Source organism: Burkholderia cepacia, assembly GCF_029962485.1.
Classification (GTDB): domain Bacteria; phylum Pseudomonadota; class Gammaproteobacteria; order Burkholderiales; family Burkholderiaceae; genus Burkholderia.
The window spans coordinates 2,808,722-2,822,412 of record NZ_CP073638.1 but is presented as its reverse complement, the minus strand read 5'-3'; the positions used below and the strand labels follow the sequence as shown (position 1 = coordinate 2,822,412).

The following is a 13,691-nucleotide window of genomic DNA, read 5'->3' as shown; positions in this document are numbered from 1 at the left end:
GAATGGACCACGATGCCGCGCAAGTCTTCCGGAAGATCCACGACGAACGGCGGTGGCACTCGCAGGAAAGCGTGTCCGGGTGGGGTCCGCAGCTGAACAATACCGCGCAGGTCATTCGCGAGCTGCCGGGATTGCTGCGCCGCTTCGGCGAACGCTTGCGGCGCAGGCCGCTTTCCCGCCTGCGGAGCGCGCGATGATCGTCCTCAGCCATTTCAGCCAGCCCGCATCCGCCAGCCTCGAGAATCACCGCTGGTACGCGCAGTTGCACGGCTATCGCCACGAGATCGTCGACGCGTCCGCGATGCCGCAAACCATGCCGTTGCGGCCACTGTACCGCTACGAATCGTTGCTCCAGGTGCTGCGCCACGCGCAGCCCGACCAACTCGTGCTGCTGCTCGGCGAAGATGCGGCAATCATCGAGCCCGTCGCGCTCGAGCGCCTGATGGCCGGGCGCGACATGCTGCTGGTCGACGCGTTCGCGTCGCCGCTGCCGCAGGTCGACGTGCAGATCTGGCGCAACACCGCGGACGTGCGCGCGATCGTGATGCAGCTCGTGCAGCGCTGCAAGCTCGGCAGCGAGCCGAGGCCGACGTCGGAGGCCGCGCTGTTCGCCGGGCTCGACACGCATCCCTACATGACATTGATCGACGGGCTGTACGCCGTCATGCCGTGCGGCCCCCACCTCGATCCGATGTGGAGCCGCGAACCGACGTTCGCGATCAGCATCGACGACACGCCTCACGATCCCGAACGCAAGGGCGCGACGCCGCGTTTCCGCGACATGCTCGTCGCGTACATCAATCGGCGCCGCGCCGCCGGCCAGCCGATGTTCTCGTTCGATCACGACGTCGCCGCACCGGACGAAGCCGCCGAGCGCTGCACGTACAACCCCGGCCGCCCGATCGCGCTGATGATGCTGTACACGCCGAATATCGGCAGCTACGCACGCGTCGCCGAGCGCAATTTCCGGCGCTACTGCGATGCGCACGGCTACACGCTCTACGTGCATCGCGACATTCCCGCCGAGATCGGGTTGAACGCGACGGGCAACTGGTTCAAGCCGTGGCTGCTGCATGCGTACCTGCAGCATCATGACTGGGTCGTGTGGCTCGATGCCGACGTGCTGATCGCGAACCAGCACCAACCGCTCGAGCCGCTGCTCGAAGGGCGCGACTGGCTGCTCGCGCAGGATATCGGCCAGTGGGCGTTCAACTCCGGCGTGATGGCATTCCGCCGCACCGAACGCAACGACGCGATGCTGCGCGACCTGATGACGACGATCGCCGCGCTGCACGACCGCTCGAGCGTCTATGCGAGCGACGGCGACCAGCTGCATTTCATTCGCGCGATGGCGCACGACGGGCAGTTGCACGGCGAAGGCGTGACCGATCTCGTCAGCTTCAACACGCCCTGGCTGTTCCGCCGTGCGGACAGCTACATCGTGCATTACTTCGGCATGTGGTCCGCGATGCGCGCGCTGATGATGGCGCACGACGACGGCCTGCTGCGCTGACGCCACCGCTTCAGCATCGAGACCTCGAAGACGACGCGCCGGCCGGATTCAACCGGCCGGCGCGTCGCCGTACCGGCTGCCGTCAGATCGGCGTGATCGTCGGCGCCACGGCCGCCGGGTCGGTGACGCTGGCCTTGCCGGTTTCGACGTGCCCCGCGATGCGGCGCGTCCAGCCGGCATTGCCCGCCACCGCGAACTGCAGGTCGTACCACTGGCTGCTGCACGACAGATCCCAGTGTGCCTCGACGCTCTTGCCCGGCGGAATCGTCAGCGTGCGCGCCGCCGTGCCGTACGCGACATCGGTCGCCGTGACCGTGAGCGTGCCGCTGCCCGCATTGGCGATCGTCACGTAGACGTCGCCGTTCGCCACGTCGTAACACGGCGTGATTTCCGGCTTCGCGGCGGCATCCGCGGCGGCCGAACCCGCAAAGCGCCGGAAATAGCCGTTCGGCCCCCACACGCTCACCAGGTAGTTGCCGTTCGCATCGAGCGCCCACGTATCGGTCAACTGCTTGCCGGCCTCGACCGTATAACGGCGCGGCATCGCCGTCGGATCGCCCGTATAGACCCAGAAGTGCGCGCCCTGCGTACCCGAATTGGCAAACGTCACCGCATAACCTTGCGCCTGGAGCTGGCCCGTCACGTGCAGTTCGTACGGCAGCGCGCGAGCCGGCCGCGTGCCGGATTCCTGCGCCGTCACGACCTGCTGCGCGGTGCTGGCCGGTGCGGTCTGCGACGACGCGCGCGAGCATTGCAGGTCCGCCTGCGCGACGTACGCCTGCGTGCTCGGCAGCGACGGCAGCGAGACATCCGATTTCGAAAAGTCGAGCGCCGACGTCAGGTCGCCGCAGATCGCCCGGCGCCACGGAGAGATGTTGGTTTCCACCACGCCGAAGCGCTTCTCGATGAATTGCAACACCGACGTGTGATCGAACACCTGCGAGCAGACGAAACCGCCCTTCGACCACGGCGACACGACGAACATCGGCACGCGCGGGCCGAGGCCGTACGGCAGGTTGTCGGCCGTATACGTGCCGGTCTGCGTCGACGTCACGACGTTGTGCCGCTCGAGCGACACATCCACGGTGCTCATGCCCGAGCCCGGCAGCGTCGGGGCCGACGGCGGCACGACGTGGTCGAAGAAGCCGTCGTTCTCGTCGTACATGATCAGCAGGACGGTCTTGCTCCACACCTCCGGATTCGACGTCAGCGCATCGAGGATCGTCGACAGGTAGTACGCGCCGTACAGCGGCGTGAACTTCGGATGCTCCGAATACGCGGCGGGCGGCAGCAGCCACGAGACCTGCGGCAGCGCGTTCGCCTGCACGTCGGCCTTCAACTGCGTGATCGGGCGCGTGCTCATCCCGCGCGTCTGCAGCGACGAACCGGCCGGCGCATTCACGAAGTTGTTGAAGCACGCCAGCATGTTCGTGCCGTAGTTGCCGGTGAAGTTGTCGAACCCGGTGCCCTGCTGGTAGACCTGCCACGAGATGCCGGCCTTTTCGAGCCGTTCCGGATACGTCGTCCAGCTGAAGGGCGGCAACTGGATCTTGTCGAACTGGTTGTCGATGTAGTCGGTGTTGTCGAGCAGCGGGCCGCCGCCCGTGCCGAGCGGATCGACCATGCCCGTCATCAGGTACATGCGGTTCGGGTGCGTGTTGCCCGGAATCGAGCAGAAGTAGTTGTCGCACACCGTGAACGCATCCGCGAGCGCGTAATGGAACGGGATGTCGTCGCGAACGTGATAGCCCATCGTCATGTTCGACTTCTGCACGGCCCACTGGTCCGCGCGGCCGTTGTCGATCGCGCCGTGCGTCGTCGCCCACGTATGCGGCAGGCCGCCGATACATTGCGCGTTGACGCCCGGGTTGGTCGTGTCGTAGCGGAACGGCGCGATCACGCTCGTCTTGTCCTCCTGCCGCGGCTGGAACCATACCGGCTTGCCGTTCGGCAGCGTGACCGGGAAGCGGTCGTTATAGCCGCGCACACCGCTCAGGTGACCGAGGTAGTGGTCGAACGAGCGGTTCTCCTGCATGAACACGACGATGTGCTGCACATCCTGGATCGTGCCCGTCACGGAATTCGGCTCGATCGCCAGCGCCTTGCGGATCGACTCGGGAAGCAGTGCGGTGGCGGCGGTCGCGCCGGCGAGGCCGGCGGAGAACTTCAGAAAATCGCGTCGCGAATGGGTGGCCATGCTGGTTGCTCTTGATTGGATTTCTGGTGGAAACGGCCGATATCAGGAAGCGGGCGAGGATGCCGGTGCAGTGAAACCCGGCGGGCAGTGCATCTGCGCGGTGGCGACCACGCCGCCGCCGCATGCGGCCTTCTGCTGCGCGACGGGCGCGGCGGGTGCAGTCAGGTCGTCGTTGCAGGCGCCGAGGAGTGCTGTCAGCGCGATCAGGCAAACGACCGCGAAAGGCCGCAGGGCCGACTTTCGCATAACGGTTCTCCGTGGGGGTGATGACGTGACGCGGGCACGGGTGCGCACCGGTCATATCGACGGCGAGATGCTAAGTTGGACTTGTTACACGACGGTGTCGCGTGAAAGCGTAGCGCGATGTGCGCGCGAGCGGTGACGTGAGTGGATGTGGCTGGAGCGTAATGCGATCGAAAGATTCGCACTACTTCGGCATGTCGATATCGATGCGATCGAAGCCGGTTCGATTCGACAGTGGTCGCGCGGGGAAGCGCGACGCGGTTTCTTCGGGCCGGCAGCCAAGGCAGCCGGCCCGTTCACAGCGAGAAGGCGCTGCTCAGCCTTCCGCCATCATCAGCAACTGCGCGCCATCCGCGACCTGGTCGCCGACGCCGTACAGCACTTCAGCGACGACGCCCGCGCTCGGCGCGCCAATCGTGTGCTCCATCTTCATCGCTTCCATCACGATCAGCGGCGTGCCCGCTTCGACCTTCTGGCCCGGTTCGACCAGCACCGCGATCACCTTGCCGGGCATCGGCGCGGTCAGGCGCCCGCCGCCCTGCTCCGTATCGCCCGCATGCGCGAGCAGGTTGCGCCATTCGAACGTTTCCGACGTGCCCTGCGTGAACACATGGAACGTGTCGCCGTCCGCATACACGCGGCCGCTGCTGCGCACGCCGCCGAGCGTCACGTCGAAATCGAGCGGCGTCGCGCCGCGCGTCCATGCGAACGCTTGCGCGGCTTCGTCGCCGGTCGCGATACGTGCGCCGGCGCCATCGTCCTCGTACGTGACCGTCACGTCCGCTTCGCGCTCGGCTGCATGCCATTCGAGCGTGCGGCGATAGCCGCCGTTCAGCCGCCAGTCCGGCAACGTGCCCCACGGCGACGAACCCTGCGCGGCCGCGCCGCGCTCACGCGCGAGCAGCGCCGCGCAGGCGAGCGCGAGCATCGCGCGCGGCGGCTGTTGCGGCGCGAACAGCGCATCGTGGTTGCGCTCGATCAGGCCCGTGTCGAGATCGGCCGACGCGAACGGTTCGCACGCAACGATGCGCTGCAGGAATGCCGCGTTCGTGTGCAGGCCGACCACTTCACATGCACGCAGCGCCCGCAGCATCAGGCTCAGCGCTTCCGCGCGGTCCGCGCCGTGAACGATCAGCTTCGCGATCATCGGATCGTAAAACGGCGTGATCGCATCGCCCTCGCGCACGCCGCTGTCGACGCGCACCGCTGCGCCGATCGAGAACTCGACGCCAGCCGGCAGCCGCAAGTGTTTCAGCGTGCCCGTCGACGGCAGGAAGCCGCGCGCCGGGTTCTCCGCATAGAGACGCGCCTCGAGCGCATGGCCCTGCACGCGCAGCTCGTCCTGCTTCAGCGGCAGCGGCTCGCCGGACGCGACGCGCAGTTGCCATTCGACGAGATCGAGCCCGGTGACCATTTCGGTGACCGGATGCTCGACCTGCAGGCGCGTGTTCATTTCCATGAAGTAGAACGCGTCGCCCGTCATGATGAATTCGACCGTGCCCGCGCCGACATAGCTGACCGCGCGCGCCGCCGCGACGGCCGCCTCGCCCATCGCGCGGCGCAGGTCGTCGGGCAGACCCGGCGCGGGCGCTTCCTCGAGCACCTTCTGGTGACGGCGCTGCACCGAGCAGTCGCGGTCGAACAGGTACACGGTATTGCCAAGCGTGTCGCCGAATACCTGCACTTCGACGTGGCGCGGGCGCGTCAGGTATTTCTCGATCAGCACACGGTCGTTGCCGAAGCTGCTCGCGGCTTCGCGCTGGCACGACGCGAGCGCCGCCGGGAAATCGTCGGAGCGCTCGACCACGCGCATCCCCTTGCCGCCACCGCCCGCACTCGCCTTCAGCAGCACCGGATAGCCGATTTCGTCGGCTTCGCGATGCAGGTTGCCGGCATCCTGGTCGTCGCCGTGGTAGCCCGGCACGAGCGGCACGGCAGCCGCATGCATCAGCGCCTTCGCGGCGGCCTTCGACCCCATCGCCGCGATCGCGTCGACCGGCGGCCCGATGAAGACGATGCCAGCCGCTTCGCACGCATGCGCGAAATCCTCGTTCTCCGACAGGAAGCCGTAGCCCGGGTGGATTGCCTGCGCGCCGGTCGCGCGCGCGGCTTCGATGATGCGCTCGATGCGCAGGTAGCTGTCCGCGGCGGCCGAACCGCCGATGTGCACGGCTTCGTCGCATGCGGCCACGTGTTTCGCGTTCGCGTCCGCGTCGGAATAGACGGCGACGCTCGCGATCCCGAGACGTTTGCACGTCGCGGCGACTCGGCACGCGATTTCGCCGCGGTTGGCGATCAGAATCTTGTCGAACATGGCTTCGATGTCGTCCGGAGAGTGAGGGTCACACGATCATTCACGCCACGACGGCGTGCGCTTTTCGAGGAAGGACGCGATCCCTTCGCGCGCTTCCGCGCCGGCGCGGGTCCGCGCGATCCAGTCGGCGGTCTGCTCGATCAGCGTCGCGTCGAGCGGGCGGCCGGCCACGTCGGCGACGAGCCGCTTGCACGCCTTCACCGCGTCGGGGCCGTTCGCGACAAGCGTCGCGGCCAGCTTCGCGACCGTTTCGTCGAGCGCATCGGCCGGCACTGCTTCGTGGATGAAGCCGAGCGATGCTGCACGCGCGCTGTCGAACACCTCGGCCGTCGTGAAGTAACGGCGCGCCGCGCGCTCGCCCATCGCACGCACGACGTACGGTGCGATCGTCGCGGGGATCAGCCCGAGCCGCGCTTCCGACAGGCAGAACTTCACGCCGTCGGCGGCAATCGCGATATCGGCCGCGGCCACCAGGCCCACCCCGCCCGCGTAGGCATCGCCATGCACGCGGGCGATCACCGGCTTGCCGCAGCGATGGATCGCCTCGAGCATCCGTGCGAGCTTGCGCGCATCGGCACGGTTCTCGTCGTCCGAGTAACCGGCCATCTTCTTCATCCAGTTCAGGTCCGCGCCCGCGCAGAACGCGGCGCCTTCCGCGGCGAGCACGATCGCGCGCACGCCTTCGTGCGCATCGAGCCATTCGAACGCCGTGGTCAGCTCGGCGATCGTCGTCTCGTTGAACGCGTTGCGCACGTCGGGGCGTGCGAGCGTGACGGTCGCCACGCGGCCGGCTTCGCTTACCTTGATCGTTTCGTATCGCATCGGTCAGTCCTCCCGGGCGTTACATGCGGAACACGCCGAAGCGCGTGTCGTCGATCGGTGCGTTCATCGATGCGGCCAGGCCGAGGCCGAGCACGTCGCGCGTCTGCGCGGGATCGATCACGCCGTCGTCCCACAGCCGAGCGCTCGCGTAATACGGATGGCCCTGGCGCTCGTACTGGTCGCGGATCGGCTGCTTGAACGCTTCCTCCTCATCGGTCGACCACGAACCACCCTTCGCCTCGATGCCGTCGCGACGCACCGTCGCGAGCACCGACGCGGCCTGCTCGCCGCCCATCACCGAGATGCGCGCGTTCGGCCACATCCACAGGAAACGCGGGCCGAACGCGCGACCGCACATCCCGTAGTTGCCGGCGCCGAACGAGCCGCCGATGATCACCGTGAACTTCGGCACCTTCGCATTCGACACGGCCGTCACCATCTTCGCGCCATGCCGTGCGATGCCTTCGTTCTCGTACTTGCGCCCGACCATGAAGCCCGTGATGTTCTGCAGGAACACGAGCGGAATCTTGCGCTGGCAGCACAGCTCGATGAAATGCGCGCCCTTCACGGCCGATTCGGAAAACAGGATGCCGTTGTTCGCGACGATCCCGACCGGATGGCCCCAGATGTGCGCGAAGCCCGTGACGAGCGTCGTGCCGTAGCGCGCCTTGAATTCGTCGAATTCGGAATCGTCGACGATGCGCGCGATCACCTCGCGCACGTCGAACGGCTTGCGCGTATCGACCGGAATCACGCCGTACAGGCTTTTCGCGTCGTAGCGCGGCGGCTTCGGCTCGCGCAGCGCCACCGGCGACGCGATCTTCGGCGCGAGATGATCGACGATGTTGCGCGCGATCGACAACGCATGCGCGTCGTTCTGCGCGAGATGGTCGGCCACGCCCGACAGGCGCGTGTGCACGTCGCCGCCGCCGAGATCCTCGGCGCTGACTTCCTCGCCGGTCGCGGCCTTCACGAGCGGCGGCCCACCCAGGAAAATCGTGCCCTGCTCTTTCACGATGATCGACTCGTCGCTCATCGCCGGCACGTACGCGCCGCCCGCCGTGCACGAGCCCATCACGACGGCGATCTGCGCGATCCCCGCCGCCGACATCGTCGCCTGGTTGAAGAAGATGCGGCCGAAGTGGTCGCGATCGGGAAACACGTCGTCCTGGTTCGGCAGGTTCGCACCGCCCGAATCGACGAGGTACACGCACGGCAGCCGGTTTTCCGCGGCAATCTCCTGCGCGCGCACGTGCTTCTTCACGGTGACCGGGTAGTAGGTGCCGCCCTTGACCGTCGCGTCGTTGCACACGATCACGCATTCGCGGCCGGCGATGCGGCCGATCCCGGTGATGACGCCCGCGCCCGGCGCGTCGTCGTTGTACATGCCGTTCGCCGCGAGCTGCGAGAACTCGAGGAACGGCGCGCCCGGATCGAGCAGTTGCGCGATGCGGTCGCGCGGCAGCAGCTTGCCGCGCGACAGGTGCTTGTCGCGCGCGGCCTGGCCGCCACCCTGCGCAAGCTGTTCGACCTTCGCGCGCAGGTCGGCGACGACCGCCTCGAGCGCGGCGGCATTCGTGCGGAAATCTTCCGAACGCGGGTTCAGTTTCGATTCGATGATCGGCATCGACGGGGCTCCGTTCGCGTGACGTGGGGCGTTACATCGTTTCCGCGAACAGCTCGCGGCCGATCAGCATCCGGCGGATTTCACTCGTGCCGGCGCCGATCTCGTACAGCTTCGCATCGCGCCACAGGCGCCCGACCGGGTATTCGTTGATGTAGCCGTTGCCGCCGAGGATCTGGATCGCCTCGCCGGCCATCCACGTCGCCTTCTCGGCCGTGTAGAGGATCACGCCCGCGCAATCCTTGCGCACCTGGCGGATGTGATCGCTGCCCGCCGAGTCGAGATGGCGGCCGACCGCGTACAGGTAGGCGCGGCATGCCTGGAACGTGGTGTACATGTCGGCGACCTTGCCCTGGATCAGCTGGAACTCGCCGATCGACTGGCCGAACTGCTTGCGGTCGTGGATATACGGCACCACGGCGTCGAGGCACGCGGCCATGATGCCGGTCGGGCCGCCCGACAGCACCGCGCGCTCATAGTCGAGGCCGCTCATCAGGACCTTCACGCCGCCGTTCAACTGGCCGAGGATGTTCTCTTCCGGCACTTCGACGTCCTGGAACACCAGCTCGCCCGTGTGCGAGCCGCGCATGCCGAGCTTGTCGAGCTTCTGCGCGACCGAGAAGCCCTTCATCCCCTTCTCGACGATGAACGCGGTGATGCCGCGCGAGTTGGCTTCGATGTCCGTCTTCGCGTAGACGACGAGCGTGTCGCAATCGGGGCCGTTGGTGATCCACATCTTCGTGCCGTTCAGCACGTAGCGGTCGCCACGCTTGTCGGCGCGCAGCTTCATGCTGACGACGTCGGAACCGGCGTTCGGCTCGCTCATCGCGAGCGCGCCGATGTGTTCACCCGACACGAGCTTCGGCAGGTATTTCTGTTTCTGCGCTTCGGTGCCGTTGCGGTGGATCTGGTTCACGCACAGGTTCGAGTGCGCGCCGTACGACAGGCCGATCGACGCCGATGCACGCGAGATCTCTTCCATCGCGACCATGTGCGCGGTGTAGCCCATGTTCGCGCCGCCGTACTCCTCGGCCACCGTCATGCCGAGCACGCCGAGATCGCCGAACTTCTTCCACAGATCCATCGGAAACTGGTCGGTGCGGTCGACCTCCGCCGCGCGCGGCGTGATTTCCTTCGCCGCAAACGTCGCGACGGCGTCGCGCAGCATCTCGATGTCTTCACCGAGCATGAATTGCACGCCGGGCAGGTTGATCATGTCTCCTCCGTCTCCAGAAAGTGTGTCGCACTCACCGATTTTCTGAGTTTCGCTCAAATCGAATGAATGCACCGATTCATTGACCAATACAGCGGAAATTTTGCACAGTTTCGCGCCTCGCTGGGGGCGGCGTCAATAGTTTTTTGAGTGACACTCAGATATCATGCGTACATGACAGCCGCTACCGCCGACACCATGACCGACACCGTCAAAGCCGACCGCGCCGACGCGCCGCGCGCGCCCGCCGGGCGCAAATCCCAGCAGCGCGTGCAGGACATTCTGCGCGCCGGTCGTGAAGTGTTCGCTGAAAAAGGTTACGAGCATGCGACGGCCGCCGAGATCGCGCAGCGCGTGGGCGTGTCGGAGGCGACGGTGTTCAGCTACTTCCGCGGCAAGCGCGAGCTGTGCGCACGCGTGATCGCCGACTGGTACGACGAAATCATCGCCGCGTTCGAGCATGGCATGCCGCAGGATGCGTCGGTGCAGCAGCAGTTCGCGTTCATCGTGCGCACCCATCTGCGGCTGATGCTGGTGAACGGCACGGGGCTGTGCGCGCTGGTGCTGTCGGAAGGCCGCGCGAAGCAGCATGCGCTGAGCGACGAGCTCACCGCGCTGCAGCGCCGCTACACCGCGCCGCTGATGGACGTGCTCGCGCGTGGCCAGGCGGCCGGGCAGGTGCGCGCGGACCTGCCGCTGAGCCTGCTGCGCTCGATGGTGTTCGGGCCGATCGAGCACGTGCTGTGGGATGCGATCCTCGGGCACCGCAAGCTCGATACGGAAACGACGGCCGCGCAACTGGTCGACATGCTGTGGGCCGCCGTGCAGCCGCCGGCGCCGGAACAGGCGGCGCTCGTGCGCTTCAGGAACGAAGTGGCGGAAGCCGTGCGGCGGCTGGAAGGCGAAAGCACGCGCGCGTGACGCGCGGCAGGCAGCACGCCCCGTCGCCGCATCCCCGCCGTCGCGGGGTTCGGGGCTGCTACGACTCGTCGCCGACGCGCAGCGGCGCGCGGCTCTGCTCGTTGTTCAAATGGACGAACTTGCGCAACAGGCGCACCAGTTCCTGCGAATCGTCCTCTCCCATCCCGTCGAACAGGCCGGCTCGCAACTCCTTCACCGACGGAATCAGGTGCGTGAGCAGTTCGACGCCAGCCGGCGTCAGCAACAAGCGGCGCTGACGTCGCGGCAGCACTTCGCGCACGATCAATCCCTTCGCTTCGAGCCGGACCGCGAGATCCGCGGTCGTCGACGTGTCGAGCGCCACCCGCTGCGCGAGCGTCACCTGATCGAGCCCCGGACACTCGTAAAGCATCCGCAGGACCGCGTACTGCACCGGCGTCACGTCCCGGCCCAGCTTCTCGTAGAACATCGCAACCGCGATCTGGTGTGCGCGCCGGATCAGGTGCCCGGGTTCGTCGTACAGATCGAGCGGGAAAGCCGGCGCGTCGGCGGGATTCGTTTTTTCCATGAATGAGTCGATGACATAGGCGACGCGCGCCGGTTGCGCGCGCCAACGGCATGGCGCTGCCTCGCGCCATTTCCCGGGAAAACCAGTATACCGCCCGCCTTGCTCCAGCCAACCTCAATGAGTACACTGAATCTCATTCAGTACACGGAATGTAGAGATGCCGCGTACCGGCGGCATCGACCTGAAGGAGACGACGAACGTGTTTCTCAAGAATGCTTGGTACGTGGCGTGCACGCCCGATGAAATCGACGGCAAGCCGCTGGGCCGCAAGATCTGCAACGAATCGATGGTGTTCTACCGCGCGGCGGACGGCCAGGTCGCCGCGCTCGAGGATTTCTGCCCGCACCGTGGCGCGCCGCTGTCGCTGGGATTCGTGCGCGACGGCGTACTGGTGTGCGGCTATCACGGGCTGGAAATGGGCTGCAACGGCAAGGCGGCCGGCATGCCGGGCCAGCGCGTCGGCGGCTTCCCGTCGATTCGCAGCTTTCCGGTGGTCGAGCGGTACGGATTCGTCTGGGTCTGGCCGGGCGAGGCGTCCGAAGCCGATCCGGCCAAGCTGCCCGCGCTGACGTGGGCCGAGGATCCGGCCTGGGCGCACGGCGGTGGCCTGTATCACATCCGTTGCGACTACCGGCTGATGATCGACAACCTGATGGACCTCACGCACGAAACCTACGTGCATGCGACGAGCATCGGCCAGAAGGAAATCGACGAAGCACCGCCGAAGACGACCAGCCATGGCGACGAAGTCGTCACGAGCCGCTTCATGGAGAACGTGATGCCGCCGCCGTTCTGGCAGATGGGGTTGCGCGGCAACGGCCTGGCCGACGACGTGCCGGTCGATCGCTGGCAGATCTGCCGCTTCACGCCGCCGAGCCACGTGATGATCGAGGTCGGCGTCGCGCATGCGGGCCACGGCGGCTACGACGCGCCGGCCGACCTGAAGGCATCGTCGATCGTGGTCGATTTCATCACTCCCGAGACGGATACCTCGATCTGGTACTTCTGGGGCATGGCGCGCAACTTCCGGTCCGACGATCACGCGCTGACCGCCGAGATCCGCGAAGGCCAGGGCAAGATCTTCGCCGAGGATCTCGAGATGCTCGAACGCCAGCAGCTCAACCTGGAAAAGTGGCCCGATCGCAAGCTCCTCAAGCTCAACATCGACGCCGGCGGCGTGCTGTCGCGCAAGGTGATCGAGCGACTGCTCGCCGACGAGAACGCGTCGCGTCCGCAGCGGCCCGTGATCCCGGTTGCGCCTGTCAGGGAGGCGTCATGAGCGCCGCAACCCTTACCGTGCGGGTGGCCCGCAAATGGCAGGAAGCGCGCGACATCTGCGGCTTCGAATTCGTCAGCGATGACGGCTCGCCGTTGCCGCGCTTCGACGCCGGCGCCCATATCGACGTGCATCTCCCCGGTGGCTTCGTGCGCCAGTATTCGCTGTGCAACCACCCGGAGCACGGCGATCGTTATCAGATCGCCGTGCTGCGCGATGCCGACGGCCGCGGCGGGTCGCGCACCATTCACGACGAAGTCCGGCAAGGCGATACCGTGCGGATCGGCGTGCCGCGCAATCAATTTCCGCTCGCCCCCGACGCCCCGCACCACCTGTTGCTCGCGGGCGGGATCGGCGTCACGCCGATCCTCAGCATGGCGGAACGGTTGTTCTCGTCGGGCATACCGTTCGACCTGCACTACTGCGCGCGCTCGACCGAGCGCATGGCGTTCGTCGAGCGCATCAACACGGCCGGGTTTCACGATCGCACCCGCTTCCATGTCGACGACGGTGCTCCCGAGCAACGCTTCGACCTGGCCGCCGTGCTCGCCGCCGCGCCGGAAGGCACGCACCTGTACGTATGCGGCCCGCGCGGCTTCATGGACGCCGTGCTGAACGCCGCACGCGAGCGCAACTGGGCAGAAGCGCGGCTGCACTACGAGTTCTTCGGCGGCGCAGTCGCGTCGTCCGGCGCGGACCGTGCGTTCCAGGTCCGGATCGCGAGCAGCGGCAAGGTCATCGACGTGCCGGCCGAATGCACGGTCATCGCGGCGCTGGCGGCGAACGGCGTCGACGTGCTGACGTCGTGCGAGCAAGGCGTATGCGGCACCTGCGTGACACGCGTGCTCGAAGGCGAGCCCGATCATCGCGATTCGTATCTCACCGAGGCGGAACAGGCGGCCGGCGACCAGTTCATGCCGTGCTGTTCGCGATCGCGAAGCGACCTGCTGGTACTCGATCTGTAGATCTGCAGACGGACCGCCCGACCCGCGGCGGCCAACCACAATACTGGAGACGATCA

12 protein-coding genes are annotated in these 13,691 nt (G+C 66.8%); 5 read left to right on the top strand and 7 right to left on the bottom strand.

Going from position 1 to position 13,691, the window contains the following annotated elements; translation table 11 throughout:
- The first annotated feature begins 2 nt into the window (after positions 1-2).
- Both KEC55_RS29150 and KEC55_RS29145 read left to right on the top strand, forming a co-directional pair.
- On the top strand, positions 3-197 hold the full coding sequence (locus tag KEC55_RS29150) for a hypothetical protein (RefSeq protein ID WP_282508551.1): 195 nt from the start codon (positions 3-5) through the stop codon (positions 195-197).
- Positions 194-1,513, top strand: coding sequence for a galactosyl transferase GMA12/MNN10 domain protein (locus KEC55_RS29145; RefSeq protein WP_282508550.1), 1,320 nt, complete (start codon positions 194-196; stop codon positions 1,511-1,513). The genes KEC55_RS29150 and KEC55_RS29145 overlap by 4 nt, the downstream gene beginning before the upstream one ends.
- 82 nt (positions 1,514-1,595) lie before the next feature.
- Here the strand turns inward: KEC55_RS29145 and KEC55_RS29140 are convergent, their stop codons facing one another.
- The 6 genes from KEC55_RS29140 to KEC55_RS29115 all read right to left on the bottom strand — a co-directional run bounded on the left by KEC55_RS29140 (position 1,596) and on the right by KEC55_RS29115 (position 9,929).
- Positions 1,596-3,710 (bottom strand): phosphocholine-specific phospholipase C, encoded by a 2,115-nt coding sequence (locus KEC55_RS29140; RefSeq protein WP_282508549.1) that lies wholly within the window; start codon positions 3,708-3,710, stop codon positions 1,596-1,598.
- A 42-nt stretch (positions 3,711-3,752) separates the two neighbouring features.
- Entirely contained in the window at positions 3,753-3,956 is a 204-nt protein-coding gene (locus tag KEC55_RS29135) for a hypothetical protein (RefSeq protein WP_282508548.1), read from the bottom strand.
- Positions 3,957-4,269: 313 nt separating this feature from the next.
- On the bottom strand, positions 4,270-6,267 hold the full coding sequence (locus KEC55_RS29130; protein ID WP_282508547.1) for an acetyl-CoA carboxylase biotin carboxylase subunit: 1,998 nt from the start codon (positions 6,265-6,267) through the stop codon (positions 4,270-4,272).
- A gap of 36 nt (positions 6,268-6,303) precedes the next feature.
- On the bottom strand, positions 6,304-7,089 hold the full coding sequence (locus tag KEC55_RS29125; protein ID WP_282508546.1) for an enoyl-CoA hydratase/isomerase family protein: 786 nt from the start codon (positions 7,087-7,089) through the stop codon (positions 6,304-6,306).
- A 19-nt stretch (positions 7,090-7,108) separates the two neighbouring features.
- Positions 7,109-8,716, bottom strand: a complete 1,608-nt coding sequence (locus KEC55_RS29120; protein WP_282508545.1) for a carboxyl transferase domain-containing protein — start codon at positions 8,714-8,716, stop codon at positions 7,109-7,111.
- A 31-nt stretch (positions 8,717-8,747) separates the two neighbouring features.
- Positions 8,748-9,929, bottom strand: a complete 1,182-nt coding sequence (locus KEC55_RS29115; RefSeq protein ID WP_069749126.1) for an isovaleryl-CoA dehydrogenase — start codon at positions 9,927-9,929, stop codon at positions 8,748-8,750.
- A gap of 171 nt (positions 9,930-10,100) precedes the next feature.
- Between KEC55_RS29115 and KEC55_RS29110 the strand changes: the two genes are divergently transcribed.
- The gene (locus KEC55_RS29110) at positions 10,101-10,847 is read left to right on the top strand and encodes a TetR/AcrR family transcriptional regulator (RefSeq protein ID WP_176048478.1); all 747 of its coding nucleotides are present in this window, start codon (positions 10,101-10,103) and stop codon (positions 10,845-10,847) included.
- 58 nt (positions 10,848-10,905) lie between these two features.
- Here the strand turns inward: KEC55_RS29110 and KEC55_RS29105 are convergent, their stop codons facing one another.
- Positions 10,906-11,394 (bottom strand): MarR family winged helix-turn-helix transcriptional regulator, encoded by a 489-nt coding sequence (locus tag KEC55_RS29105; RefSeq protein WP_011354034.1) that lies wholly within the window; start codon positions 11,392-11,394, stop codon positions 10,906-10,908.
- A gap of 199 nt (positions 11,395-11,593) precedes the next feature.
- Between KEC55_RS29105 and KEC55_RS29100 the strand changes: the two genes are divergently transcribed.
- Entirely contained in the window at positions 11,594-12,673 is a 1,080-nt protein-coding gene (locus tag KEC55_RS29100; RefSeq protein ID WP_282511456.1) for an aromatic ring-hydroxylating oxygenase subunit alpha, read from the top strand.
- Positions 12,670-13,635 carry a PDR/VanB family oxidoreductase gene (locus KEC55_RS29095; protein WP_282508544.1) on the top strand — a complete coding sequence of 322 codons (966 nt, stop codon included), beginning with the start codon at positions 12,670-12,672 and terminating at the stop codon, positions 13,633-13,635. Before KEC55_RS29100 ends, KEC55_RS29095 begins: the two co-directional genes overlap by 4 nt.
- The last annotated feature ends 56 nt before the right edge of the window (positions 13,636-13,691 follow it).

Excerpts from the sequence above, each read along its gene's own strand:
- KEC55_RS29150 (WP_282508551.1), top strand. The coding sequence starts at position 3 with ATGGACCACGATGCCGCGCAAGTCTTCCGGAAGATCCACGACGAACGG.
- KEC55_RS29110 (WP_176048478.1), top strand. The coding sequence starts at position 10,101 with ATGACAGCCGCTACCGCCGACACCATGACCGACACCGTCAAAGCCGAC.
- KEC55_RS29145 (WP_282508550.1), top strand. The coding sequence starts at position 194 with ATGATCGTCCTCAGCCATTTCAGCCAGCCCGCATCCGCCAGCCTCGAG.
- KEC55_RS29140 (WP_282508549.1), bottom strand. The coding sequence starts at position 3,710 with ATGGCCACCCATTCGCGACGCGATTTTCTGAAGTTCTCCGCCGGCCTC.
- KEC55_RS29105 (WP_011354034.1), bottom strand. The coding sequence starts at position 11,394 with ATGGAAAAAACGAATCCCGCCGACGCGCCGGCTTTCCCGCTCGATCTG.
- KEC55_RS29125 (WP_282508546.1), bottom strand. The coding sequence starts at position 7,089 with ATGCGATACGAAACGATCAAGGTAAGCGAAGCCGGCCGCGTGGCGACC.
- KEC55_RS29135 (WP_282508548.1), bottom strand. The coding sequence starts at position 3,956 with ATGCGAAAGTCGGCCCTGCGGCCTTTCGCGGTCGTTTGCCTGATCGCG.
- KEC55_RS29120 (WP_282508545.1), bottom strand. The coding sequence starts at position 8,716 with ATGCCGATCATCGAATCGAAACTGAACCCGCGTTCGGAAGATTTCCGC.
- KEC55_RS29115 (WP_069749126.1), bottom strand. The coding sequence starts at position 9,929 with ATGATCAACCTGCCCGGCGTGCAATTCATGCTCGGTGAAGACATCGAG.
- KEC55_RS29095 (WP_282508544.1), top strand. The coding sequence starts at position 12,670 with ATGAGCGCCGCAACCCTTACCGTGCGGGTGGCCCGCAAATGGCAGGAA.
- KEC55_RS29130 (WP_282508547.1), bottom strand. The coding sequence starts at position 6,267 with ATGTTCGACAAGATTCTGATCGCCAACCGCGGCGAAATCGCGTGCCGA.